This is a genomic window from Denitrificimonas caeni, assembly GCF_905120345.1.
In the GTDB taxonomy this organism is placed as follows: domain Bacteria; phylum Pseudomonadota; class Gammaproteobacteria; order Pseudomonadales; family Pseudomonadaceae; genus Denitrificimonas; species Denitrificimonas caeni_A.
The window spans coordinates 581967-607087 of sequence record NZ_CAJHOA010000001.1 but is presented as its reverse complement, the minus strand read 5'-3'; the positions used below and the strand labels follow the sequence as shown (position 1 = coordinate 607087).

The following is a 25121-nucleotide window of genomic DNA, read 5'->3' as shown; positions in this document are numbered from 1 at the left end:
TGTGCCGATAATGGAGAATAAGACGATGCCGCAAACTGATCAATTGTTGTTGGGTGCAGATGATAAAGGTCAGCCCGTCGGTCACTTATTGCGTTTAGCCAATCGTCACGGGCTAATTGCTGGTGCTACCGGTACAGGGAAGACTGTGACTATGCAGCGCTTGGCTGAAGCTTTTAGCGATGCTGGGGTCGCCGTCTTTGCCGCTGATATTAAAGGCGATTTTTGTGGTATTGCTGCTGCGGGTGAACCTAAAGGTAAGATTGCTGAGCGTATTGCCTCGATACCATGGTTGCAACACAAACCGCAGGCGTATCCCGTCTCAATATGGGACGTTTATGGTGAAACGGGTCATCCATTGCGTACCACCATCAGTGATATGGGACCTTTATTGCTGGGTAATTTACTGGAGTTGACCGACAGTCAACAAGCTGTCTTATATTTGGCTTTCCAAGTGGCTGATCGTGAAGGGCTATTGCTGCTGGATTTAAAGGATCTAAAGGCTTTACTCAATCACTTGCGTGAACAGCCGCAAGTACTGGGCGATGACCGCGCTTTATATACGCCGCAGTCGGCCAGTGCTTTACAGCGCAAGTTGTCCACTCTTGAGCAACAAGGCGGCGACTTATTATTTGGTGAGCCGGCTCTGCAGTTGGATGATATTTTACGCATTGATCGTGATGGTCGTGGTCGTATTCATTTGTTAGATGCCAGCCGCTTAGTGCATCAAGCACCAAAAATTTATGCAACATTTTTACTGTGGTTGTTGGCTGAGTTATTCGAGCAGTTACCCGAGCGTGGCGATGCTGAGAAGCCTTTGTTAGCGTTGTTTTTTGATGAAGCGCATTTGCTTTTTAACGGTACACCGAAAGCTTTACGGGATCGTTTGGAACAGGTGGTGCGTTTGATTCGCTCAAAAGGTGTTGGTGTCTACTTTGTCACGCAATCGCCCGCCGATTTGCCGGATGCGGTGTTGGCGCAACTGGGTATGCGTATTCAGCATGGGTTACGTGCTTTTACCGCGAAAGAACAAAAGTCTTTAAAAGCGGTGGCTGATGGCTTTCGTCCTGACCCGACGATGAATACCTTAAAAGTCTTAACTGAACTGGGAATTGGTGAAGCCTTGTATGGTGGCCTTGATAATAAGGGAACGCCGGCGATGGTACGGCGTATTTTTATTGCGCCGCCGCAGTCGCGAGTTGGCCCTTTAGTCGATACTGAGCGCGCTGAGTTGTTACACAACTCACCGTTGCAGGGCTATTACGAAAAGGCTTTTGATCGCATTTCAGCCTATGAGGTTTTAGCTGAGCGCGCACAGCAACACGCTGATACTACGCCAATTAAACCAACCGCTAGTGTGAAGAAAACCACAGCGTCCGCTGGAGTGACTGAGGTATTAGGTGATCTGGCAGGGCAGGTCTATAAAAGTACCTTGCGCCAAGCTGTTAACCAGATCAGCCGACAGATCGTACGTGGTATTTTAGGGTCACTGACAGGTAAGCGTTAGTTCTATTGTAAGGTGCTGTTGGTGCTCAATTAGCCTCGTTTCTAGAGGCTTAATTGAGCATTTTCTTGATAGCTTCTTGTTCATGAATGAACACTTGCTGGCGAGCATCAATACGTGCGGCACGCGAAAAATTATTACTGGCGCGTTGTTTTGCGTAGTCCAGTTGCTCAATCGCCTGGGTGTAATCACCGACTCGCGAGAAAAACTCAGCGCGCGCTTCATGTAAACCAATAATATCATTGGCTAGACCGCGTATTTCAGCCACTTCAAACCAGATGTCTGGATCGTTTGGTCGCTGTTTTAACAGTTGATTGATGGTTTTCTCAGCTCCGGCGATATCCTTTTGCTTGAGCTGTGTTTCATATTTAGCACTGCGCAGCGGGAAGTTGTTGGGGTGTTGCTGTAGTAAGCTATCGATGCGTTGATTGGCTTGCTTAAAGTGACCTTTACTAAGTTCTAAATCCACTGCCGCTAAATTATAAATAATACTGTTGGGTGATTTTTGCAGCAGTGTATCTAAATGGCTCTGTGCTTCAGCTAATTTGTCGCTGCGAATTAAGGCTAATACCAGACCGTAGCGCGCCGCGTCTTGGCTTGGATCATCAGTCAGTATGCTGCGAAAGCGCTTAAGTGCAAGACCTGGAGTGTCTTCGAAGGTCAGTTGTATGCGGGCACGAATTAATTGGTAATACAGGCTATCAATGATGCCTTTTTCGTCATATTGCTCGGCGCGGTTACGAGTGTCGGCAATTCTTGATTCAGATACTGGGTGAGTCAGTAAAAACTCAGGTGGCATGCGATCGTAGCGGTATTGGCGCATCAGGCGCTCAAACATACTCGGCATCGCGCGCGGATTAAAGCCGGCTTTGGATAGATTGAGCAAACCAATACGGTCAGCTTCTTGTTCGTTTTGTCTAGAGAAACGACGCTGTTCTTGAATCGCAGCGGCTTGCGTGGACGCAATTGCCGCCATACCAAGATCGCCACCACCTGCTGCTGCGGCAATAACACCTGCCAACAGAGCCGCCATTAAAGGCACTTGCATGCGTTTTTGTGCTTCTAGGCCACGAGCAAAATGGCGTTGCGATAAGTGTGCTAACTCGTGTGCCAAGACCGAGGCATATTCCCCTTCAGTCTGTGCATGTAACAGTAAGCCGCCATTAACTCCAACAATACCGCCAGGTGCGGCAAATGCATTCAGTTGTGGGCTGGCCAGGATAATAAACTCAAGGCGTCGGTCATTCAGTTGGCTGCTCTGAACTAAGTTATAAACGCTGGATTCAATATAATCCTTGAGTAATGGGTCTTCGAGTTGACGTACTTGTCCGCGCAAAGTACTCAGCCAGGCGCGGCCCAGTTGGTGCTCCTGCTCAGGAGAAATAATAGACGAGCTTGAGTCGCCTAATGAGGGCAGCTCGCTAGCGAAGACAGACGGTGTCAGCATACAAGCCAGCACCAATAGAGCAGGGCGGAACAAGGTCATAGCACTCTCTTTGCAGACTGGACAGTGGTATACGCTACAATGTGCGCGATGAGTGAGCAAGGATATCCAGTGAAATCATTGCTTGCTCAACGTAGACCTTGTGTCAGGCCTAATGTTCGTTGGTAAGGTGGTGTTTTTTAATGAGTAAATTATTGCAACAGTATGATCTAGAGTTAGATGCGCGTGGTTTGACCTGTCCAATGCCTTTGCTAAAAGCTAAATTGGCATTTAATAGTATGCCAATTGGTGGTGTATTGAAGGTATTGGCAACCGATGCGGGATCTCAGCGTGATTTTCGTTCTTTTGCTAAACTGGCCGGACACAGCCTGCTACATGAAACGGTTGAGCAGGCTGTGTTTACCTATTGGTTACGCAAAGAGTGCTAACGCTAGACTCAGTTGTTGGCGTGCAATGCTTGCGCGGCAGACAACACTTCAGCAACATGACCTACGACTTTAACTTTGCGCCATTCTTGACGTAATACACCGGCTTGATCGATTAAGAAAGTACTGCGTTCAATGCCCAGATGTTCTTTGCCATAGAGCTTCTTCAGTTTGATCACATCAAACAGCTTGCACAGTGATTCTTGCGGATCGCTGATTAACTCAAATGGGAAACTTTGTTTGGCTTTAAAGTTTTCATGGGTGCGTAAGCTGTCGCGTGAAATGCCAAATACAAGGGTGTTGGCTGCAGCAAACTGCTCATGTAAATCTCTAAAGTCTTGTCCTTCAGTGGTGCAGCCTGGTGTGTTGTCTTTAGGGTAAAAGTACAACACCACCTGTTGCCCGGCTAAATCAGAGAGTTGAATGGTTTTTTCACTGGTCGCTGCTGCAGTGAAATTATTGACCGCTTGATTAAGCATTATTGTTCCTCGCACGTTAAGGTGTTTGTGGACGCCAAGGCTCGATTAAGGCATCCAGATTCAACGCATCGGCAAAATCTAAAAACTGATCGCGCAACCAATTGATTTGTGTGCTGGCTAATAGCGTTACAGTAATAGTAGCGTTAAGCATGGTGGTGTCAGTTTGTGGTGCTTGATAGGTATCGTAGGTGATGTTTTCTAAGCCAATTTCATGATCAGCAAAAAATTGACACAGTTCAGCGAGAATGTCAGGACGATACAGTGCGCTGACATAAACGATATAGGGTAGCGCCTGCGGACGTACTTCTTCATCCTCACTACGAATATGCGTCAGTTGTAACTCATGGCGCTTTGCTAAAGACGGCAAACTGCCTTCGAGGCGTGCTAATGCATCCCAAGAACCGCCAGCCTGAACAGTTAATACGCTATATTGACCATGACGGGTTAAACGGCTGCTAACGACTGAGCAACGGTTTTCTTGGCAAGCACGGCAAATTATATTAGTCAGTTCAAGAGGATCACGCCCTATTGCACTGATCAGTACATATTGTTCACGTAAGGGTAGTACAGACATTCAGCATTCCAGAAAGTTGATTTTGGCGTATTTTACGCCTCTAAGCGCACTAGAGTAACGAAAAGAAGCGACAAGTGGAATGCTCAAAGACGCGAGCAGTGCTTGTGCAAGCTCAAAGGCATCAGTAACATTACCCATCTATTATATTTTGGCAGGAGCGGTTGCATGATTTCGGGCAGTATGGTCGCAATAGTCACGCCCATGGATGCGCAAGGCGCACTGGATTGGCAGGCATTGACTACGCTTGTTGATTTTCACTTGCAGGAAGGGACTGACGCCTTAGTGGTGGTTGGTACTTCGGGTGAGTCCGCTACTTTAAATGTTGAAGAACATGTTGAAGTGATACGTCGTGTTATCGAGCAGGTCAATGGGCGTATTCCAGTGATTGCCGGTACAGGGGCAAACTGCACGCGTGAAGCGGTTGAGTTGACGCGTAATGCAAAAAGCGTGGGTGCTGACGCCTGCTTATTGGTCACGCCGTATTACAATAAGCCTACTCAAGAAGGTCTTTATCAGCACTTTAAACACATTGCTGAAGCCGTCGCCATTCCACAAATCTTATATAACGTACCCGGTCGTACCGTGTGCGATATGTTGCCTGATACCGTAGTACGCTTGTCTGAAGTGTCAAATATCATTGGCATTAAAGAAGCAACCGGTGATATTGCTCGCGCCAAAGATATTATTGCTCGCGTTTCCAGCGATTTTTATGTCTATTCAGGCGATGATGCAACAGCGTATGAGTTGATGTTGGCTGGTGGTAAAGGGAATATTTCTGTCACTGCAAATATTGCGCCGCGCGCGATGTCTGACTTATGCAAAGCGGCGATGGCAGGTGATGAGGTCACTGCTAAAGCCATCAATGACCGACTGATGCCACTGCATATCAATTTATTTTTAGAAGCCAATCCAATCCCAGTGAAGTGGGCGCTGTATGAGATGGGCTTGATTCAAGCCGGTATTCGTCTGCCACTGACATGGTTTAGCGAGCAGTACCATGACACTTTACGCCAGGCCATGCGTCAGTCCGGTATTTTGAATTAATCTGAGGTTTTAAAACGCATGAAGCGATTTGCTGGAATATGTTTGTTAGCAGTCTCTGCTAGCAGCCTAACAGGCTGTGGTTTGTTGTGGGGTAAAGAAGGCTATTTTCGCGACCGTGGTGGTGACTACCTTGATGCTCGTCCGACACCTGCAATGCAGTTGCCGGAGGGTGTACAGGTCAAACATCTTGACCCTTTGTTGCCGATTCCGCATCGTATCGCTTCTGCAGCAGCTGTTGCTGAGTACAAAGTGCCGCGTCCTGAGTCATTGCCAGTCAGTGCGTACTCAGGTGACTTTAGCGTACAAAAAAGCGGCCCATTGAGCTGGGTTGTGGCGCAACGTATTCCTGCCCAAGTATGGCCGGTTGCACAGCAGTTTTTTGAAGACAATGGCTTTAAAATTGCAGACGAGCGTCCACACCTTGGTGAATTTACCACCGAGTGGCAAGCCGCTAGTGAGTTAAATACGAGCTTGGTGCGCCAGGTCTGGGGCAGTGCGCCGAGTGATCTGCAGACCCGCTTTCGCGTGCGCATTGAACCCGGTGTGCAGCGTAATAGCAGTGAGGTATTTATCGACCAAGCACAACGTAGTACGACAAGTACCATGGATGCTGCTTGGAGCAGTAACACAGTCACAGCTGCTGAGGCTGACGGCTTGTTAAGTGAGCTGAATGGTTACTTGGAAAAGCGCAATGAAAAAGGCGATTCCTTTTCTTTGCTAGCCAGTAAAACCTACGATACGCCCAAGCGTGTGACTTTAGTCGATGGTGGTAATGGCGCTCAAGTGTTGCGTCTAGATGCGAGCTTTGAGCGGGCATGGTCAAGTGTAGGCCGAGCATTAGAGGCTGCTGATATTGGCGTTGTTGACCTTAATCGCAGCACAGGTCTGTATTATATTGATTTGGCCCAAGGTGCTAAGCAAGATGAGCCAGGGTTCTTCAAACGTCTATTTAGTTCGAAGAAGAAAACTGCAGAAACAGTCAGTAAAGAGCGCTATATCGTTCGCTTAACTGCGATTAATCAGCAGGTGTTTGTTAACGTTGAACGTGACTTAGATACGTTAGCGCCGGCCGATATCAGCCTGCGTATCCTGGAACAATTACGTACTCATTTAGACTAGTTTCACGCACCTCAATGACACAGCAGGCGAAACTTTGATTTCGCCTGCTGTGCTTTTAACCATAGGATTTTTGCAATGAGCACCCAGCCTCAACTAAGCCTTAAAAAACTGTATTCAGGCAAAGTTCGTGACCTCTATGAAATTGATGCACAACGGATGCTAATGGTCGCTAGCGATCGTTTGTCTGCATTTGATGTGATTTTGGAGCAGCCGATTCCAGATAAAGGCAAAATACTCACTGAGATTTCCAACTTTTGGTTCGATAAGCTCGCTAATATTATCCCTAACCACTTTACTGGTGATCAGGTGGCTGATGTGATCAGTGCACAGGAGTTGCCCTTGGTTGAAGGTCGTGCGGTAGTTGCTAAGCGCCTTAAACCTGTTGCTGTAGAAGCGATTGTGCGCGGTTATTTAGTGGGTTCAGGCTGGAAGGAATATCAGCGTAGCGGCACCGTGTGTGGTATTCAGTTACCTGCTGGTTTGCAAGAAGCACAGAAGTTGCCAGAGCCTATTTTCACGCCATCGACGAAAGCTGAAGTGGGTGATCATGATGAAAACATCAGTTTTGCGCAATGCGCCGCGATTATTGGTGAGGATTTAGCCAATCGGGTGCGTGATGCTTCGATTGCCTTATATAAAGCCGCAGTCGAATATGCGGCAACCCGCGGTATTATTATTGCTGATACCAAATTTGAGTTTGGCTTGGATGCGGACGGCACTCTGACGTTAATGGATGAGGTACTGACGCCTGACTCGAGTCGTTTCTGGCCAGCTGACAGCTATCAAGTGGGGACTAATCCACCCAGTTTTGATAAGCAGTTTGTACGCGATTGGTTGGAAAACAGCGGTTGGGATAAAGAGTCGCCAGCCCCTGCGATTCCTGATGATGTTGCGCAAAAAACCGCGGATAAATACCGTGAGGCTTTACTGCGTTTGACCCAGTAAAATGCAGGCTGGTTAACGCGTTTAAGTTGTTATTTGTCGGTTAAGAAAAGGTTGCTTCATGTCTGCATCATTTGTTCATTTACGGGTACACAGCGAGTTTTCATTGGTTGATGGCTTGGTACGCATCAAACCTCTGATTAAAGCGGTAAGTGATGCAGGCATGCCCGCTGTCGCGGTAACTGACCAAAGCAATATGAGTTCCTTGGTGAAGTTTTATACCTCGGCGCAAAAAGGTGGGGTTAAACCGATTTGTGGCGCGGATATTTGGTTGGCCAGTGCTGACGAGGAGGGCCCGCTGACCCGTATGACCTTGCTGGTGATGACGCCACAAGGTTATCGTAACCTGACTGAGTTGATTTCCTTAGGTTTTACTCAAGGTCAGCATAATGGTTTAGCAATTTTGCAACGCGATTGGCTCAAACAATCGGCGCAGGGTTTAATTGCTTTGTCCGGTGCCAAAGATGGCGAGATCGGTTTAGCACTGCTAGAGGGTGAGACGCAGAAAGCTGAGCGGTTACTGGCTGAATGGCAAAGTGTTTTTAGTCATCGCTTTTACTTAGAGTTGCAACGCACTCAACGCCCGAATGATGAAGAATACCTGCATGCTGCGGTCGCTTTAGCGACAGACACCGGCGTCCCTGTGGTGGCCACCAATGATGTACGCTTTTTAAAGCAAGAGGATTATGCCGCGCATGAAACGCGCGTCTGTATTGGCGAGGGGCGCGCCTTAGATGATCCGCGTCGGCCACGTATTTATTCTGAGCAGCAATATTTAAAAACGCCAGAAGAAATGGCTGAGCTGTTTGCTGATCTACCTGAAGCTCTCGCCAATACTGTTGAAATTGCTAAACGCTGCAATATTGAAGTGCAGTTGGGTACGCACTTTTTGCCTGACTTTCCCGTGCCGGAAGGCATGACCATTGACGATTACTTACGCAAAGTCTCCTTTGACGGATTGGACGAGCGATTGTCGGTGACGTTGCCAAAAGATACGCCCGACTACGAGGCTCAACGTAAAGTCTATGATGACCGTTTGAATTTTGAGTTGGATATTATTATCCAGATGGGCTTTCCCGGTTATTTCTTAATCGTAATGGATTTTATTCATTGGGCGAAAAATAATGGTGTGCCTGTTGGCCCCGGCCGTGGCTCGGGAGCCGGTAGTTTAGTCGCCTATGTGCTGCATATTACCAACCTTGATCCCTTGCTCTATGATTTGCTGTTTGAGCGTTTCCTCAACCCTGAGCGGGTCTCGATGCCTGACTTTGACGTCGACTTTTGCATGGATGGTCGTGATCGGGTGATTGATTATGTCGCCAATACTTACGGGCGTGAGGCGGTCAGTCAAATTATCACCTTTGGTACTATGGCGGCTAAGGCTGTGGTACGTGATGTAGCACGGGTACAAGGGAAGGCCTATGGTCTCGCTGATCGTTTATCAAAAATGATCCCCTTTGAAGTGGGCATGACCCTGAACAAAGCCTTCGAGGCAGAAGAGCCGTTGCGTGACTTCTTATCAACTGACGAAGAAGCGGCTGAAATTTGGGAAATGGCGCTGAAGCTGGAAGGGATTACCCGTGGTACCGGTAAGCACGCCGGCGGTGTGGTGATTGCCCCCACCAAGCTGACTGACTTTTCACCGATTTCTTGCGATGAAGAGGGCGGTGGCCTGGTCACCCAGTTCGATAAAGATGATGTGGAAGCCGCGGGTCTAGTCAAATTTGACTTCTTGGGCCTGCGTACGCTGACCATTATTAAGTGGGCGCTGGAAAATATTAACCGCGATCGCGCTAAGGTTGATGAGCCGCCACTGGATATTGACTTTATCCCGCTGGACGATAAAGGCACCTACCAAATGCTGCAGCGTGCGGAAACCACCGCAGTGTTCCAGCTTGAGTCACGCGGCATGAAAGAGCTGATTAAAAAGCTCAAACCTGACTGCTTAGAAGACCTGATCGCTTTGGTTGCTTTGTTCCGTCCGGGGCCGTTGCAATCGGGCATGGTTGATGACTTTATCAACCGTAAACACGGTCGTGCTGAGCTGGCTTACCCGCACTCTGATTATCAATACGAAGGCTTAAAACCGGTTCTGGCCCCCACTTACGGGATTATTTTGTACCAAGAACAGGTCATGCAAATTGCTCAGGTGATGGCCGGCTATACGCTGGGTGGCGCGGATATGCTGCGCCGAGCGATGGGTAAAAAGAAACCTGAGGAAATGGCCAAGCAGCGTGGCGGGTTTATTGAAGGCTGCAAAAATAACAATATTGATGCAGACCTAGCCGGTAATATTTTTGATCTGGTGGAGAAGTTCGCCGGCTATGGTTTTAACAAGTCACACTCAGCCGCCTATGGCTTGGTGTCTTATCAAACCGCTTGGCTCAAACATCACTACCCCGCGCAGTTTATGGCGGCAGTGCTCTCGGCGGACATGGATAATACCGATAAAGTGGTGATTCTGGTCGAAGAGTGCCGCAATATGAAATTGCGCATTGTCGCGCCGGATGTCAATCAGTCGGAATACAAATTTACCGTGAATGACGAGGGCCATGTGGTGTATGGCTTAGGCGCGATTAAAGGCGTGGGTGAAGGCCCAGTTGAAGCCATCGTCAGTGCTCGTGGTGATGCGCCGTTTAAAGACTTATTTGATTTTTGTGCACGTATGGATCTCAAGCGTATTAATAAACGTACCTTTGATGCCTTAGTGCGTAGCGGTGCTTTAGATCGTATGGGGCCGTATTTTTCTGATCAGTTAAAAGAGTATCAAGCCGGTATTGATCGCAACCGTGCCGTGCTGTTAGCCGCGCTGGAAGAGGCGATTCAAACCGCTGATCAAGCGGCGCGCAACCGCGACAGCGGGCATATGGATTTATTCGGTGATGTGTTTGCTGAGCAAGAGGTGGATATTTATGCGCAGTACCGTAACGCTCGTGAGCTGACATTAAAAGAACGTTTGAAAGGTGAAAAAGAAACGTTAGGTTTGTATTTGACCGGTCATCCGATTGATGAATATGAAGGTGAAGTGCGCCGCTTTGCCCGACAGCGTATTATTGATTTACGGCCCTCGCGTGACGCGCAAACCGTGGCGGGCTTGATTATTAACCTGCGAGTGATGCGTAACAAAAAAGGCGACAAGATGGGTTTTATTACCCTCGATGATCGCTCCGCGCGGATTGAAGCGTCATTATTTGCTGAGGCCTTTAATCAAGCGCAAGCCTTGCTGCAAACCGATGCGCTGGTGGTTGTCGAGGGTGAAGTCAGTCATGATGATTTCTCTGGTGGGCTGCGTTTGCGCGCGAAGCGGGTGATGAGTCTAGAAGAAGCACGGACCGGTTTGGCACAAAGTTTACGGATGAATGTCACTGTGACCGACTTAAGTCGTGACAGCGTAACGCAGTTAAAAGCATTACTATTGCGTTATAAAGGCGCTTGCCCGTTGACCATGAACTATAGCGGCCACAGCGCCAAGGCTTTGTTAGAGTTTTCCCCAGAATGGAAAATTGAGCCGACGGATGACCTTATTTTGGCATTACGTGACCTATTGGGTCGTGATAACGTCTTTTTGCATTATCGCTAGTATCAGTGCGCTCATAAAGCGTCGAGTCGTGTACGGCTCTGCTAGATAACACATTTGGTGGTTGACGTGGCCAGTCTCGCGTCAACCTTAAATATTGCAACACGGCCTGACCGCCGTAACAGAAAAAATGGATGCCCCTGATGAACCCTAGTTTTTTGGATTTTGAACAGCCCATTGCCGATCTTCAGGCTAAAATTGAAGAGTTACGTTTGGTAGGTAATGATAACGATTTAAATATTGGTGACGAAGTTTCACGCTTACAAGAAAAAAGTAATGCGTTAACCAAAAGTATTTTTTCCAATCTGACCAGCTGGCAAATTGCTCGCATGGCGCGTCATCCGCAGCGTCCGTATACACTGGACTACATTGAGCATCTTTTTACTGAATTTGAAGAGTTGCATGGCGATCGCCACTTTTCTGATGATGCTGCTTTAGTCGGTGGTGTCGCGCGTTTTAATGATAAGCCAGTGATGGTGATTGGTCATCAAAAAGGTCGCACGGTGCGTGAAAAAGTTCGCCGTAACTTTGGTATGCCGCGTCCTGAAGGTTATCGTAAAGCCTGCCGTTTAATGGAAATGGCCGAGCGCTTTAAAATGCCGATTTTTACCTTTATTGACACGCCAGGTGCGTATCCTGGTATCGATGCTGAAGAGCGCGGTCAGAGTGAGGCCATTGCTTGGAACTTACGCGTGATGTCGCGCCTGAAAACGCCGATTATTTCTACCGTGATTGGTGAGGGTGGTTCCGGTGGAGCCTTGGCGATTGGTGTATGTGACCGTCTGAATATGCTGCAGTACGCCACCTACGCAGTTATTTCTCCAGAAGGTTGTGCTTCTATTTTGTGGAAAACTGCCGACAAAGCGCCTGAAGCTGCAGAAGCCATGGGTATTACTGCTGAGCGCTTACAGGGATTGAAGATTGTTGATCATGTGATTGCTGAGCCACTCGGTGGCGCGCACCGTGATGTGGCCACTGCGGTTGAATCGATTCGTGAAACCTTGACTACTCAGCTGGATGAGTTGCTAACGTTAGATACCGATGAGCTGTTAGCGCGTCGTTATGAGAAGCTAATGGGTTTTGGTATCGCATAATTGCTATTACGTGCCGTCACTAAGGCGTGTCCTAAGTGTTCACTTGGATACGCCTTGCAGCCTGACTCACAGGGCTGTGTCTTATGTTAGATATTCAACAACATATTCTGAGTATGCTGCAGCCGTGGCGTAGCAGCTCGTCTTTGTGCGTGGCTTTTTCTGGTGGTATGGATTCGACCGTGCTGCTTTATGCGCTAGCGCAGCTTGCAAAACAGCAGAGCTTGCCGCCGCTACGTGCAATCCATATCGAGCATGGCTTACAAGCGGCTGCTCAAGCTTGGCCTGCACACTGTCAGCGCGTTTGTGATGCGCTGCAGGTGCCGTTGACGGTAATTACAGTGGCTGTTGAGTCGACCGCCAGTATCGAGCAAGCGGCAAGACAGGCACGCTATGCGGCGTTTGCAGAGCATTTGCAAACAGATGAAGTGTTGTTGATGGCGCAGCATCAAGACGATCAAGCAGAAACGCTATTATTTCGCTTAATGCGTGGTACCGGTGTCACCGGTTTGCGTGGCATTCCTGCGTCCCGGGCTTTAGCTCGCGGGCAGGTATTGCGACCGCTACTGACCATCAGTCATCGGCAGTTACTGGCGTATGCCGAACAGCATCAGTTGCGTTGGATCGATGATCCCAGTAATGCCAGCGATGAATTTGATCGTAATTATTTACGCCGTCAAGTCATTCCTGCGTTGCAGTCGCGCTGGCCGACGATGCAGCAGAGCTTGCAGCGTACTGCGCAACATATGCATGAGGCGCAGCAGTTGCTGGATGAGCTAGCAGTAGAGGATCTACAGCAGGCGCAGCTAGAGCCTGTACTCGACTGGCTCAACGTGCCATGCCTGAATATGGACAGTTTGCGCAAGTTGAGCCTGGGACGACAAAAAAATCTCTTACGCTATTGGCTCACACCTTTTACCTTATTGCCTGATAGCGCGCACTGGATCAGCTGGGAAACCTTGCGTGATGCACAAGCTGACGCGCAGCCCATATGGCGTTTACACAATGGCGCATTGCTGCGCAGTCAAAATCGGCTGTACTGGGTGGCTGAGTTTTGGCTCAGAACAGCGCCGGCATTGGCTTTGACCATTACGGCTGCTGGGCGTTACTCTTTACCAGATAATGGTGATTTGCTGGTCAGTGGTGAGGTGACGACGCCGTTACAAGTACGCTACCGCCAAGGCGCTGAACGTTTTTTTATCGAAGGGCGCGGGCATCGTGATTTGAAACGCTTATTGCAAGAGCAGGCCGTGCCAACTTTTGTCCGTGCGCGTTTGCCGCTACTATTTGTTGCCGAGCAGCCGGTTGCCCTAGCTAATGTGCCTGCCTTAAGTCATCCTCAGGTGCAGGCCTTGAGCGTGACTTGGCATTTTTCTGAGTTGGGCGATGCTGGCGTGTTAGCGTTTAGAAGGTGTTGTGATGCTGAGACGGGTTGATTGAGAGGATAAAAATGCCTTTTAGTGGTTTCTTGGTTTGAGTCATAAACAGCTTTCGCGTAGACTATTCTCCCGTCTATTAGTTGATTAGTGCAGGTGCTTAATTGCTCCTGCAGCGCTTGATTTTTGATTACATATTTTCAAGCATAGCTTTCAATGCTTATCTTCGGCGGCTTGCCGCTTAAACGCAGAATCCAGGGTTATTTATGACGCGCTACATCTTCGTCACAGGCGGTGTTGTTTCTTCATTGGGGAAAGGTATTGCCTCAGCTTCATTGGCCGCAATTCTTGAGGCGCGTGGCTTAAAAGTCACCCTGCTAAAACTTGATCCGTACATCAACGTCGATCCCGGCACTATGAGTCCGTTTCAGCATGGTGAAGTCTTTGTGACTCACGATGGCGCAGAAACTGACCTTGATTTAGGCCACTACGAACGCTTTGTGCGTACCACCATGACGCAAAATAACAACTTCACCACCGGTCGAGTGTATGAAGAAGTATTGCGTCGCGAACGTCGCGGTGACTATCTGGGTGCCACCATCCAAGTGATTCCGCATATCACTGATGAAATTAAACGCCGCATTATTAAAGGCGCCGGCGATGCTGATGTGGCTATGGTCGAAATCGGTGGTACGGTGGGTGATATCGAATCACAGCCGTTCTTAGAAGCCATTCGCCAGTTGCGTGTTGAAGTCGGTGCCAAGCGCGCCATGCTGATGCACCTGACTTTAGTGCCGTATATTGCCACTGCTGGCGAGACTAAAACCAAGCCAACTCAGCACTCAGTCAAAGAATTACGCTCGATTGGCTTGCAGCCCGATGTTTTGGTCTGCCGTTCAGACCGTCCAATCGATATTTCTTCACGCCGTAAAATTGCGTTATTTACTAACGTAGAAGAGCGTGCGGTGATCAGTTTGCCGGATGTTGACACCATTTATAAAATTCCAGGCATCTTGCACAGTCAAGGTTTGGATGACTTTGTTATGGAGCGCTTTGGCTTAGAGTGCGACGGTGCCGACTTAACTGAATGGGATCGCGTGGTGGAAGCCAAGCTGCATCCGCAGAAAGAAGTCACGATTGCCATGGTTGGTAAGTACATGGAATTGCTGGATGCCTATAAATCGCTGATTGAAGCGATGAGTCATGCCGGTATTGAAACCCATACTAAAGTGATTTTGCGCTACATCGACTCTGAAGACCTTGAAAATCAAGGTGTTGACGTGCTCGAAGGCGTGGACGCCGTGTTGGTCCCAGGTGGCTTTGGCTTGCGTGGTGTTGAAGGCAAGATTAACGCTGTGCAGTACGCACGTGAGCATAAAATCCCTTACTTGGGTATTTGCTTAGGTATGCAAGTCGCCGTGATTGAGTTCGCGCGCAATGTACTGGGCTGGGCCGATGCCAACTCGACTGAGTTTGATAAGCACAGTGAGCATCCTGTGGTGGGTTTGATCTCTGAATGGCAAGATGCCGACGGCAGTGTTGAGCAGCGCAGTGAAGATGCAGACATTGGTGGCACCATGCGTCTGGGCGCCCAAGAATGCCATTTAGTCCCCGGTACGCTAGTGCATACGAGCTACGGCAAAGACTCTATTGTTGAGCGTCATCGTCACCGCTATGAAGTTAATAATCAGCTGTTACCACAACTGATTGCTGCCGGCCTTAATGTCTCAGGTCGCTCGGAAGATGGTGCACTGGTTGAAGTCGTCGAAGTGGCTGATCACCCATGGTTTGTTGCCTGCCAATTCCACCCTGAATTCACTTCAACGCCACGTGATGGGCATCCATTGTTTAAGGGCTTTGTGGAAGCAGCGTTGGCCTATAAGGCAGGTAAGGCATGAGTCAAAAAATCATTCGTGTTGCTGATATAGACATCGCTAATGACAAGCCGTTTGTCTTGTTTGGCGGCATTAATGTGATTGAATCCCGTGATTTAGCCATGCGTGCGTGCGAAGAGTACGTGCGCGTGACTGAAAAACTCGGTATTCCTTATGTGTTTAAAGCCAGTTTTGATAAGGCTAATCGCTCGTCGATCAATTCATTCCGTGGCCCAGGTTTGGATGAAGGCCTGAAGGTCTTTGAAGAAATCAAACGCACCTTTAATGTGCCAGTGATTACGGATGTGCATGAACCCTATCAAGCACAGCCAGTGGCTGAAGTCTGCGATATTATTCAGCTGCCAGCGTTTTTATCGCGCCAGACTGATTTGGTTGTGGCGATGGCAAAAACCAATGCTGTGATCAATATCAAAAAAGCTCAGTTTTTAGCACCGCATGAGATGAAACATATTTTGACCAAGTGTGAAGAAGCAGGCAATGATCAGCTGATTCTCTGTGAGCGTGGTTCAGCCTTTGGTTATAACAACCTCGTGGTTGATATGCTCGGCTTTGGCTTGATGAAAGAGTTTGAATATCCGGTGTTTTTTGATGTGACCCATTCCCTGCAAACCCCTGGTGGCCGCGCTGATTCCGCCGGTGGTCGCCGTGCGCAGGTGACTGAATTGGCCAAAGCCGGTATGAGTCAAGGGCTCGCAGGATTGTTTTTAGAGGCGCATCCTGATCCAGATCATGCAAAGTGCGATGGTCCTTGTGCCTTGCGTTTAGATAAGCTGGAGCCGTTTTTAACTCAGCTTAAGCAATTGGATGATTTAATTAAAAGTTTCCCAGTAATTGAAACAGCTTAAGGTGATTGCTTTACTTTAGGCATTGACTGAATACAGAACGGAGTGTGCAGAACAATGGCAACAATTATCGACATCAAAGGTCGTGAAATCTTAGATTCCCGTGGTAACCCTACGGTTGAAGCCGATGTTATTTTGGACAATGGCATCATGGGTCGCGCGTGCGCACCATCAGGCGCTTCAACAGGTTCGCGTGAGGCGTTGGAATTACGCGATGGCGATAAAAGCCGTTATTTAGGTAAAGGCGTGCGCAAAGCTGTTGCCATTATCAACGGACCAATCCGTGAGTTGCTATTAGGCAAAGATGCAGCTGATCAAGAAGCACTTGACCGTGCCATGATCGCTTTAGATGGCACTGACAACAAAGCGTCTTTAGGTGCAAACTCAATTTTGGCTGTATCTCTTGCTGCTGCTAAAGCGGCTGCACAAGCGAAAGGCATGCCGTTGTATGCACACATTGCTGAACTGAATGGTACACCCGGTGTGTATTCAATGCCGGTGCCGATGATGAATATCATCAACGGTGGTGAACACGCGGATAACAACGTTGATATTCAAGAGTTTATGATTCAGCCGGTTGGTGCAAAAACTTTTGCTGAAGCCCTGCGTATGGGTACTGAAGTGTTTCATCATCTGAAAGCTGTGCTGCAAAGTCGTGGTTTAAGCACTTCGGTCGGTGATGAAGGTGGTTTTGCACCGAACTTGGCGTCTAACGAAGAAGCCCTTGCGGTTATTTCAGAAGCCATTGCCAATGCGGGTTACACGCTCGGTGAAGATATCACCTTGGCATTGGACTGTGCCGCGAGTGAGTTCTACAAAGACGGTATGTACGACTTAGCTGGCGAAGGTAAAAAGTTTGATGCAGCAGGCTTTACTGATTACTTAGCGGGTCTAATTGAGCGCTTTCCAATTATCTCTGTGGAAGACGGTATCGATGAGTCAGATTGGGCTGGTTGGAAAATTCAGACTGATAAGTTAGGCGCTAAAGTTCAATTAGTCGGTGATGATTTATTTGTAACCAATACCAAGATTCTAAAGCAAGGTATTGATACCAAGACTGCTAACTCTATTTTGATTAAATTCAATCAGATTGGCACCTTGACTGAGACTTTAGAAGCGATTCAAATGGCTAAGGCTGCAGGCTTCACCGCAGTCATTTCACACCGTAGTGGTGAAACTGAAGATTCAACCATTGCTGATTTAGCCGTTGGTACTGCGGCAGGTCAAATCAAAACTGGCTCACTGTGCCGTTCGGATCGTGTGGCTAAGTATAACCAATTGCTGCGTATTGAAGAGCAGTTGGGTGCTAAAGCGCCGTACCGTGGGCGTGCAGAGTTTCGCGGCTGAGTTGCAACCTACGTAAGTTATGCGTGTCACAGATAGCTGTGATGTTATAAGGGCAGCCATTACAGCTGCCCTTTTCTATGGAATACCATGATGAAAAAAGAACCCTACTGGTTGTTGATTGTACTGCTCGTTGTGCTTGCAGGGCTGCAGTACCGTCTCTGGGTGGGTGATGGTGGTATTGCCCAAGGCGTACAATTAAAGCAGCAAATTGCTGAACAAAAAGCTGAGAATGAGCGGCTAGTTGAGCGTAATCGCGCGATGGATGCTGAAGTGATGGAGCTCAAGAAAGGTATGGAAACTGTTGAGGAGCGTGCTCGTTATGAGCTGGGTATGGTCAAGGAAGGGGAAACTCTTTTCTTGTTAGCCGAATGACGACACCTTTATTTTGGTTGGTGGTTCCTGCAGCAGGTATCGGCAGTCGTATGCAAGCGCAATGCCCAAAACAGTATTTGACTGTCTCGGGCACAACTATTCTTGAGTTGACCTTAGCCTGTTTTTTAGAGCATGCCAGTGTGCGCGGTATTGTAGTGGCTCTGGCTGAGCATGACAGTTGGTGGCCGACCTTGAAAGTGGCTAAGCATCCGCTCATTCAGACGGTGCTGGGTGGCGATCAGCGCGCTGATTCAGTGCTCAATGCTTTATTGGTCTTGCACGAGAATGGAGCGAAGGCTGATGATTGGGTTTTAGTACACGATGCCGCACGCCCCTTGCTTGAGCGCGATGATCTTGATCGCTTATTGACCTGTTTGGCTGATGATCCTGTTGGTGGTTTATTGGCGGTGCCTGCACGAGACACTTTAAAGCAGGTGGATGCTGATGGTCGTGTTTTTAAAACCGTAGATCGCAGTGTTATTTGGCATGCGTTAACCCCGCAAATGTTCCGCTTGGGATTGTTGCAACGCGCTTTAGCTGATGCGCTGCAGTCAGGGGTTGCGGTAACGGATGAGTCTTCAGCAATGGAGTGGGCTGGATTGTCGCCGCGAATTATTGAAGGTCGCGCCAGTAATGTCAAAATTACCCGCCCAGAAGATTTGCAGCTTCTGCAGGCGCTACTACCATCTGATCCGCTATAAGTGACAGCTTTAAGGCTGTGATAGTTAGGTTTTTTTTGTTTGCGGAATAAAAATCTGACCGCTGACGCCCCGTGGTATTTCTTCGATAACGCCGCCTAAGTCTAAAAAAGAAGCGATTTGCAGTTGCAATGATTCGCTGCTTTGTTGTGCCGTGGGCACAGTGCGCCTTTGATTAGAACCTTTCACACGTGTGTTTGACATAGTGATGCTCGGCTTTCGCGCAATGGAGGTATTGACCAGACTACACTGATTTGCTAATACTTTCTGAAATATATAGTGCTTTGTGCTGGACCACCGGATAGTTGCTTCTGCTATGCTCTAGCCTTTGTGTCTAACAACTCAGTTGGAAATAATAATGATAAAATCACGTGCTGCTGTTGCTTTTGGTCCAGGTCAGCCTTTGCAAATTGTTGAAGTGGATGTGGCACCGCCGCAAGCGGGCGAAGTGCTGGTGCGTATTGTCGCCAGTGGTGTCTGCCATACCGATGCCTTTACCTTATCGGGTGATGATCCTGAAGGGATATTTCCGGTTATTTTAGGCCATGAAGGCGGCGGTATTGTTGAGGCTGTGGGTGAAGGTGTGACCTCTTTGGAAGTGGGTGATCATGTGATCCCACTGTACACCGCCGAGTGCCGTACCTGTAAGTTTTGCACCTCAGGTAAAACCAACTTATGCCAAGCAGTGCGTGTCACTCAAGGTAAAGGTTTAATGCCTGATGGCACGAGCCGTTTCTCTTATAAAGGTCAGCCAATTTACCATTATATGGGTACCTCGACTTTTTCTGAATACACCGTAGTGGCTGAAGTATCGTTGGCTAAAGTGTCAAAAGATGCGCCGCTGGAAAAAATCTGCTTGCTGGGTTGTGGTGTGACCACAGGCATTGGTGCCGTACTCAATACCGCTAAGGTTGAAGAGGGCGCAACGGTGGCTATCTTTGGTTTGGGTGGTATTGGTTTAGCTGCCATTATCGGTGCGAAAATGGCCAAAGCGGGTCGTATCATCGCAATCGATATCAATCCGGATAAATTTGCTATCGCCCGTGAGTTGGGCGCGACTGACTGTGTGAACCCTAAGGATTTTGATCAGCCGATTCAAGATGTCATCGTTGAAATGACGGATGGCGGTGTGGATTACTCCTTTGAGTGCGTGGGTAATGTGCAATTGATGCGAGCGGCACTGGAGTGCTGTCATAAAGGTTGGGGCGAATCGGTGATTATTGGTGTAGCCGGTGCCGGTCAAGAAATCAGCACCCGGCCTTTCCAGTTAGTGACTGGTCGCGTTTGGCGTGGCAGTGCTTTTGGTGGGGTTAAAGGCCGCACTGAATTGCCAGCTTATGTGGCTAAAGCTCAAAGTGGCGAGATTCCGCTGGATACTTTCATCACCCATACCATGGGTTTAGATGAGATTAATACAGCGTTTGATTTAATGCACGAAGGCAAAAGTATTCGTAGCGTTATTCATTTTTAATTATCAGTCATACAGGTTAATACAAGTATTCGTTGCTTTGTGTTTATGAATGTCTTTGGAGTTAATAATGTCGTTACAACAATTATCATCACAAAAGGTTTTTGGTGGACAGCATGTGCGCTATCAGCACGAGTCCAGCGTGCTCAATTGCACAATGCAATTTGCCGTATATCTACCACCACAAGTTGAATTAGGTCAGCCATTACCGGTGCTGTATTGGTTGTCGGGTTTAACCTGTACCGATGAAAACTTTATGCAAAAAGCTGGTGCACTGAAGGTAGCGGCTGAGCTTGGTTTGATTATCGTTGCTCCCGATACCAGTCCGCGCGGCGAAGGTGTGCCTGATGATGCAGAAGGTGCATGGGACTTTGGTTTGGGGGCTGGTTTTTATATCAATGCCACGCAAGCACCTTGGGCTGAACATTACCATATGTATGATTATGTGGTAGATGAGTTGCCAGCCTTAATCGAGAAGCATTTGCCTGTCTCTGATAGACGCAGTATCAGTGGTCACTCGATGGGTGGACATGGTGCGTTGATTGCAGCCTTGCGTGAGCCGCAACGTTACCAGTCGGTCTCAGCCTTTGCTCCAATTTGCCAGCCAACTCAGTGCCCGTGGGGCGAAAAAGCTTTTTCTAATTACATAGGTGCGCAACGTAATGATTGGCTTGAGTGGGATACCTGTGCTTTATTGGCTAAGGCCACAGAGCATTTGCCAATGCTGGTTGATCAAGGTGATGCGGATAGCTTTTTAGTTGAGCAACTCAAGCCTTCTGCTTTGCAAGATGCGGCTGAGCAGGCTGGGTATCCAATGACTCTACGGCTGCAACCGGGCTATGACCACAGCTATTTTTTTATCGCCAGCTTTATTGACGAGCACTTACGTTTCCATGCGCAAGCACTGACAGCATCACAAGTTTGATGAGATTTTCAGGCTGTTCAGGTGGGTGTGACTAAAACGGTGTAGAATGCGCGTGTTTTTAACAGTCAGGTAACAGCATGCGTATAGGTCATGGCTATGATGTACACCGCTTTCAGCCCGGTAATTTTATTACTCTGGGCGGTGTACAAATTGCTCACGAGAAAAGTTTTGTGGCGCACTCAGATGGCGATGTCTTATTACATGCGCTGACTGATGCTTTACTCGGTGCTGCTGCATTAGGCGATATTGGCCAGCATTTCCCTGATACTGATCCTATTTATAAAGGTGCTGACAGCCGTCAATTACTGCGCAATGTTGTCAGTCTGCTTGAGCAGAGGGGTTGGTTGATCGGTAATGTTGATAGCACTATTTTAGCGCAAGCGCCAAAAATGGCACCGCATATTGCGTTGATGCGCGAGAATATTGCTGCTGATCTGAAGATTGCTTTGGATCAAGTTAATGTCAAAGCCACCACGACCGAGAGTTTAGGTTTTGTGGGTCGTGAAGAAGGCATTGCCGCACATGCTGTTGTGATACTGGTGAAAGCATGAATAGTTTAGAGTTGCTGGGCCCTTTAGCCTGGGGTGAGTCCTGCGGAACAGCACAGCTGAAAGCCTGTGCGGAAGACTTTCAGGTGGATGAAGTCTTAGATATTCCATTGTCCGGTAGCGGCGAGCACCTGTGGTTATGGGTGGAAAAGCGCCTGTTAAACACAGAAGAAGCAGCGCGGCGTTTAGCTAAAGCTGCTGGAGTGTCGCTGCGGCAAATCAGTTACGCGGGCTTAAAAGATCGTCAAGCCTTAACTCGGCAGTGGTTCAGTATCCATTTGCCGGGTAAAAGTGATCCTCAGTTCAGTGCTGCTGAAGGTGAAGATTTACGTATTTTAGATATTCAGCGCCATAGTCGTAAGTTGCAACGTGGTGCGCATTCAGCCAATGGTTTTACCATTCGTTTAACCGATCTTAAAGCTGATCGAGTCGCTCTGGAGGAGCGCTTGCAAAGTATTGCGGCGCAGGGCGTACCCAATTATTTTGGCTTACAGCGTTTTGGTGAAAATGGTAATAACTTACTTGGTGCACTTGAGTATGCGCAGCGTCAAGAGTTGCCAGTGCAGCGCAATTTACGCTCACGTTTATTATCCACAGGCCGCAGTGCGATTTTTAATCGTGTGCTGGCGCAGCGGGTTAACAATAAGACATGGAATGTTGCCCAAGTCGGTGATGTTTTAGCCTTTAGCGGCAGTCGTAGTTTTTTTCTAGCCGGTGCTGAAGAGTGTCATGACCCGCGCTTAGCACAATTGGATGTGCATCCCACTGGACCTTTATGGGGCGATGGTGAACTGGTCAGTCAGGCGCAAACTCTGCAGCAGGAGCTGGATGTAGTGGCCGTTTGGCCAGAGCTATGTAGTTGGTTGGCACGCGCTAACTTAGAGCAAGAACGCCGTATTTTGCGTTTGCCTGTGCGTGATTTGACGTGGACCTTTCCTACTGCAGAGTGTTTGCAAGTGCAGTTTATTTTACCCCCTGGGTGTTTTGCGACAGTGGTGTTGCGTGAGTTGGTTGATCTTTTGTCGGTGACTGAGGCGGTACAGGCGTGCGAATTTTAATTGCCAATGATGATGGTGTGAATGCTCCAGGTTTAGCAGCGTTACATCACGCGCTAAGTGATTATGCTAGCTGCTCGATTATTGCTCCTGAGCAAGATTGCAGTGGTTCCAGTAGTTCGCTGACCTTAGACCGTCCTTTGCATCCGCAGACCTTAAGCAATGGTTATATAAGTGTAAACGGGACACCGACTGATTGTGTCCATCTGGGGTTGCATGGATTACTGCCTGAAAGCATCGATATGGTGGTTGCGGGCATTAACCTAGGTGCTAATCTTGGTGATGATGTTTTGTATTCAGGTACGGTTGCCGCTGCGCTAGAAGGACGTTTTTTACAACATCCGTCTTTTGCCTTTTCATTATTATCACGCCAACCACAAAATTTACCCAGTGCGGCGTGGTTTGCACGGCGTTTGGTTGAAGCACATAGCGAGTTGTCTTTGGCTCCGCGCACCGTGTTTAATGTCAATGTGCCAGATTTGCCACTGGAGCAGATTAAGGGCATTAAACTGACTCGTTTAGGGCATCGCGCGCGCGCTGCTGCACCGGTGCGTACGGTGAATCCGCGAGGTAAGGAATATTACTGGCTGGCTGCAGCAGGTGATGTCGAAGATGGCGCTGAAGGCACCGACTTTCATGCTGTATCACAGGGTTATGTGTCGATTACACCGTTGCAATTGGATCGTACATCTCACCCGCAATTACAGGATGTTAAGCAGTGGCTGGAGGATATATTGTGAGTTCTCGACAAAATGACTTACAACGCAGAGGGATTGGTATGACCTCGCAGCGGACTCGAGAGCGGCTGATTCAGCGCCTGTATGATGAAGGGCTAAGAAATTCGCAGGTCTTAGATGTGATTTGCAGCACGCCACGTCATTTATTTGTTGATGAGGCTTTGGCGCATCGAGCCTATGAAGATACCGCGTTACCGATTGGTAATAACCAAACGATTTCCCAGCCTTATATGGTTGGGCGTATGACCGAGCTATTATTAGCCGATGGCCCCTTAGACAAGGTTTTGGAAATAGGTACCGGTTCAGGTTATCAAACGGCTGTTTTGGCACAATTAGTGGAACGGGTTTTTTCAGTCGAGCGTATTCAAGCCCTACAAGAGCGCGCGAAAGAGCTGTTGGCTGAGCTGAGTTTACGTAATGTCGTTTACCGCTGGGGCGATGGTTGGGACGGCTGGAATGCTTTGGCGCCGTATAATGGCATTATTGTCACGGCCGGTGCTACAGAAGTCCCACAAGCTTTATTGGATCAGCTCGCGGTAGGTGGGCGTTTGGTGATCCCAGTCGGCGAGAGTGATGACCAGCAACAGTTGATGTTGATTGTTCGTGAAGAAGGCGGTTTCGTCTATAAAACCTTGGAAGGTGTACGTTTTGTACCTTTATTAAGTGGAACTTTAGCGTGAAGAGTAGAGCATTATTATTTGTAAAAGGAATGGCGATGGGGGCAGCTGATGTTGTGCCTGGCGTATCCGGTGGCACGGTTGCCTTTATTACCGGGATTTATGATGAGTTACTGGGCTCCTTAGCGCGTATTCCAGAAGCCGCTTGGCTGATGCTGCAAGGGCAGATTAAGCGTGCTTGGCAGCTGGCTAATATTAATTTTTTGTTGATTTTATTTTCTGGTATTTTGCTTAGCGTATTAAGTTTGGCGCGGGTGATTACTTGGTTGTTAGATACGCAACCGATAGCATTGTGGTCGTTTTTCTTTGGCTTGATTTTAGTCTCGTGTTATCTGGTTGCTCGCGATATTCAGCGTTGGTCGCTCAGTCGCTGGCTCGCCTTTTTCAGCGGTGCTGCTTTTGCTTGGTGGATCACTGTGGCTGCACCGGTAAACTGGGGGCACGATCCTCTCAGTCTATTTGCAGCGGGTGCTATCGCTATTTGTGCCATGATTTTGCCAGGTATTTCTGGCAGTTTTATTTTAGTGCTGATGGGTTTGTATCCAACGATTTTAATGGCTGTCAAACAATTGGATCTGAGTATATTGGCTGTTTTCGCTGGCGGATGTTTGTTTGGGTTGTTAGCCTTTGCACGGCTGCTGCGTGCAGCCCTGCAAAATTTTAGAGATCTAGCCTTAGCGCTATTAACCGGTATTATGTTTGGTTCTTTAAACAAAGTATGGCCGTGGAAAGAAACCCTAAGTTGGCGTACCGATAGTCATGGTGCTGAAGTGCCATTGCTTCAAGAAAATATCTCACCTTGGCAGTTCACTGATCTGCTGCAAACAAATGCGCAGCTTGTTCCCGCAGTGCTGCTGATGCTATTTGGTATTGTGTTAGTTATAGGCCTTGAGCGTTACGCAGGCAAATAAGTATCTTGCAGTGCACTGTTAAGTTCTTCAGGAGTTAGGCGTGAAGCCCGTTCAATCTATCTTATCGGCAAGAC

Annotated in this window: 24 protein-coding genes; 20 read left to right on the top strand and 4 right to left on the bottom strand. The window is 48.3% G+C overall.

All coding sequences use genetic code 11. From position 1 onward, the window contains the following. Window positions 1-25: 25 nt before the first annotated feature. Entirely contained in the window at window positions 26-1504 is a 1479-nt protein-coding gene (locus JYJ62_RS02795) for a helicase HerA-like domain-containing protein (protein ID WP_205340652.1), read from the top strand. 49 nt (window positions 1505-1553) lie between these two features. On the opposite strand, the gene JYJ62_RS02790 is transcribed toward JYJ62_RS02795, so the two are convergent. Continuing rightward, window positions 1554-2987 carry a M48 family metallopeptidase gene (locus JYJ62_RS02790; protein ID WP_205340651.1) on the bottom strand — a complete coding sequence of 478 codons (1434 nt, stop codon included), beginning with the start codon at window positions 2985-2987 and terminating at the stop codon, window positions 1554-1556. A 140-nt stretch (window positions 2988-3127) separates the two neighbouring features. Between JYJ62_RS02790 and JYJ62_RS02785 the strand changes: the two genes are divergently transcribed. After that, a complete protein-coding gene (locus JYJ62_RS02785; RefSeq protein WP_205340650.1) occupies window positions 3128-3373 on the top strand; it encodes a sulfurtransferase TusA family protein in 246 nt (81 codons plus the stop codon). An 8-nt stretch (window positions 3374-3381) separates the two neighbouring features. Here the strand turns inward: JYJ62_RS02785 and JYJ62_RS02780 are convergent, their stop codons facing one another. Together JYJ62_RS02780 and JYJ62_RS02775 are read right to left on the bottom strand one after the other, a co-directional pair. Continuing rightward, the gene (locus tag JYJ62_RS02780) at window positions 3382-3849 is read right to left on the bottom strand and encodes a peroxiredoxin (protein WP_205340649.1); all 468 of its coding nucleotides are present in this window, start codon (window positions 3847-3849) and stop codon (window positions 3382-3384) included. A 16-nt stretch (window positions 3850-3865) separates the two neighbouring features. Then, entirely contained in the window at window positions 3866-4423 is a 558-nt protein-coding gene (locus JYJ62_RS02775) for a glycine cleavage system protein R (protein WP_205340648.1), read from the bottom strand. 165 nt (window positions 4424-4588) lie between these two features. Between JYJ62_RS02775 and dapA the strand changes: the two genes are divergently transcribed. The 11 genes from dapA to ispD all read left to right on the top strand — a co-directional run bounded on the left by dapA (window position 4589) and on the right by ispD (window position 18729). Beyond that, window positions 4589-5467, top strand: a complete 879-nt coding sequence (gene dapA / locus JYJ62_RS02770) for a 4-hydroxy-tetrahydrodipicolinate synthase (RefSeq protein WP_205340647.1) — start codon at window positions 4589-4591, stop codon at window positions 5465-5467. 18 nt (window positions 5468-5485) lie between these two features. After that, window positions 5486-6586: an outer membrane protein assembly factor BamC gene (gene bamC / locus JYJ62_RS02765; RefSeq protein WP_205340646.1), complete on the top strand. Its 1101-nt coding sequence runs from the start codon at window positions 5486-5488 to the stop codon at window positions 6584-6586. A gap of 75 nt (window positions 6587-6661) precedes the next feature. Then, window positions 6662-7531, top strand: a complete 870-nt coding sequence (locus JYJ62_RS02760) for a phosphoribosylaminoimidazolesuccinocarboxamide synthase (protein ID WP_205340645.1) — start codon at window positions 6662-6664, stop codon at window positions 7529-7531. A gap of 58 nt (window positions 7532-7589) precedes the next feature. After that, window positions 7590-11108, top strand: a complete 3519-nt coding sequence (gene dnaE / locus JYJ62_RS02755; protein WP_205340644.1) for a DNA polymerase III subunit alpha — start codon at window positions 7590-7592, stop codon at window positions 11106-11108. A gap of 140 nt (window positions 11109-11248) precedes the next feature. Beyond that, the gene (accA, locus tag JYJ62_RS02750; RefSeq protein ID WP_205340643.1) at window positions 11249-12199 is read left to right on the top strand and encodes an acetyl-CoA carboxylase carboxyl transferase subunit alpha; all 951 of its coding nucleotides are present in this window, start codon (window positions 11249-11251) and stop codon (window positions 12197-12199) included. Window positions 12200-12282: 83 nt separating this feature from the next. Next, entirely contained in the window at window positions 12283-13632 is a 1350-nt protein-coding gene (gene tilS / locus JYJ62_RS02745) for a tRNA lysidine(34) synthetase TilS (RefSeq protein ID WP_205340642.1), read from the top strand. 206 nt (window positions 13633-13838) lie between these two features. Beyond that, window positions 13839-15470 carry a CTP synthase gene (locus tag JYJ62_RS02740; protein WP_205340641.1) on the top strand — a complete coding sequence of 544 codons (1632 nt, stop codon included), beginning with the start codon at window positions 13839-13841 and terminating at the stop codon, window positions 15468-15470. Further along, the gene (gene kdsA / locus JYJ62_RS02735; protein ID WP_205340640.1) at window positions 15467-16312 is read left to right on the top strand and encodes a 3-deoxy-8-phosphooctulonate synthase; all 846 of its coding nucleotides are present in this window, start codon (window positions 15467-15469) and stop codon (window positions 16310-16312) included. Before JYJ62_RS02740 ends, kdsA begins: the two co-directional genes overlap by 4 nt. A gap of 54 nt (window positions 16313-16366) precedes the next feature. After that, complete coding sequence (gene eno, locus JYJ62_RS02730) at window positions 16367-17656, top strand: phosphopyruvate hydratase (protein WP_205340639.1); 1290 nt, start codon at window positions 16367-16369, stop codon at window positions 17654-17656. A gap of 90 nt (window positions 17657-17746) precedes the next feature. Further along, window positions 17747-18028 carry a cell division protein FtsB gene (gene ftsB, locus JYJ62_RS02725; RefSeq protein ID WP_205340838.1) on the top strand — a complete coding sequence of 94 codons (282 nt, stop codon included), beginning with the start codon at window positions 17747-17749 and terminating at the stop codon, window positions 18026-18028. Beyond that, a complete protein-coding gene (gene ispD, locus JYJ62_RS02720; protein ID WP_205340638.1) occupies window positions 18025-18729 on the top strand; it encodes a 2-C-methyl-D-erythritol 4-phosphate cytidylyltransferase in 705 nt (234 codons plus the stop codon). Before ftsB ends, ispD begins: the two co-directional genes overlap by 4 nt. A 24-nt stretch (window positions 18730-18753) precedes the next feature. Here the strand turns inward: ispD and JYJ62_RS02715 are convergent, their stop codons facing one another. Continuing rightward, window positions 18754-18930, bottom strand: coding sequence for a hypothetical protein (locus tag JYJ62_RS02715; RefSeq protein ID WP_205340637.1), 177 nt, complete (start codon window positions 18928-18930; stop codon window positions 18754-18756). Window positions 18931-19084: 154 nt separating this feature from the next. Here JYJ62_RS02715 and JYJ62_RS02710 point away from each other — a divergent pair, with 154 nt between their 5' ends. The 7 genes from JYJ62_RS02710 to JYJ62_RS02680 all read left to right on the top strand — a co-directional run bounded on the left by JYJ62_RS02710 (window position 19085) and on the right by JYJ62_RS02680 (window position 25047). Then, on the top strand, window positions 19085-20197 hold the full coding sequence (locus JYJ62_RS02710; protein ID WP_205340636.1) for an S-(hydroxymethyl)glutathione dehydrogenase/class III alcohol dehydrogenase: 1113 nt from the start codon (window positions 19085-19087) through the stop codon (window positions 20195-20197). 67 nt (window positions 20198-20264) lie between these two features. Further along, a complete protein-coding gene (fghA, locus tag JYJ62_RS02705) occupies window positions 20265-21119 on the top strand; it encodes an S-formylglutathione hydrolase (protein WP_205340635.1) in 855 nt (284 codons plus the stop codon). A 77-nt stretch (window positions 21120-21196) separates the two neighbouring features. Beyond that, a complete protein-coding gene (gene ispF / locus JYJ62_RS02700; RefSeq protein WP_205340634.1) occupies window positions 21197-21670 on the top strand; it encodes a 2-C-methyl-D-erythritol 2,4-cyclodiphosphate synthase in 474 nt (157 codons plus the stop codon). Further along, on the top strand, window positions 21667-22725 hold the full coding sequence (gene truD / locus JYJ62_RS02695) for a tRNA pseudouridine(13) synthase TruD (protein ID WP_205340633.1): 1059 nt from the start codon (window positions 21667-21669) through the stop codon (window positions 22723-22725). The genes ispF and truD overlap by 4 nt, the downstream gene beginning before the upstream one ends. Then, entirely contained in the window at window positions 22713-23462 is a 750-nt protein-coding gene (gene surE, locus JYJ62_RS02690) for a 5'/3'-nucleotidase SurE (RefSeq protein ID WP_205340632.1), read from the top strand. Before truD ends, surE begins: the two co-directional genes overlap by 13 nt. Then, a complete protein-coding gene (locus tag JYJ62_RS02685; RefSeq protein ID WP_232365695.1) occupies window positions 23459-24139 on the top strand; it encodes a protein-L-isoaspartate(D-aspartate) O-methyltransferase in 681 nt (226 codons plus the stop codon). Before surE ends, JYJ62_RS02685 begins: the two co-directional genes overlap by 4 nt. Beyond that, window positions 24136-25047, top strand: coding sequence for a DUF368 domain-containing protein (locus tag JYJ62_RS02680; RefSeq protein ID WP_205340631.1), 912 nt, complete (start codon window positions 24136-24138; stop codon window positions 25045-25047). Before JYJ62_RS02685 ends, JYJ62_RS02680 begins: the two co-directional genes overlap by 4 nt. Window positions 25048-25121: the final 74 nt, after the last annotated feature.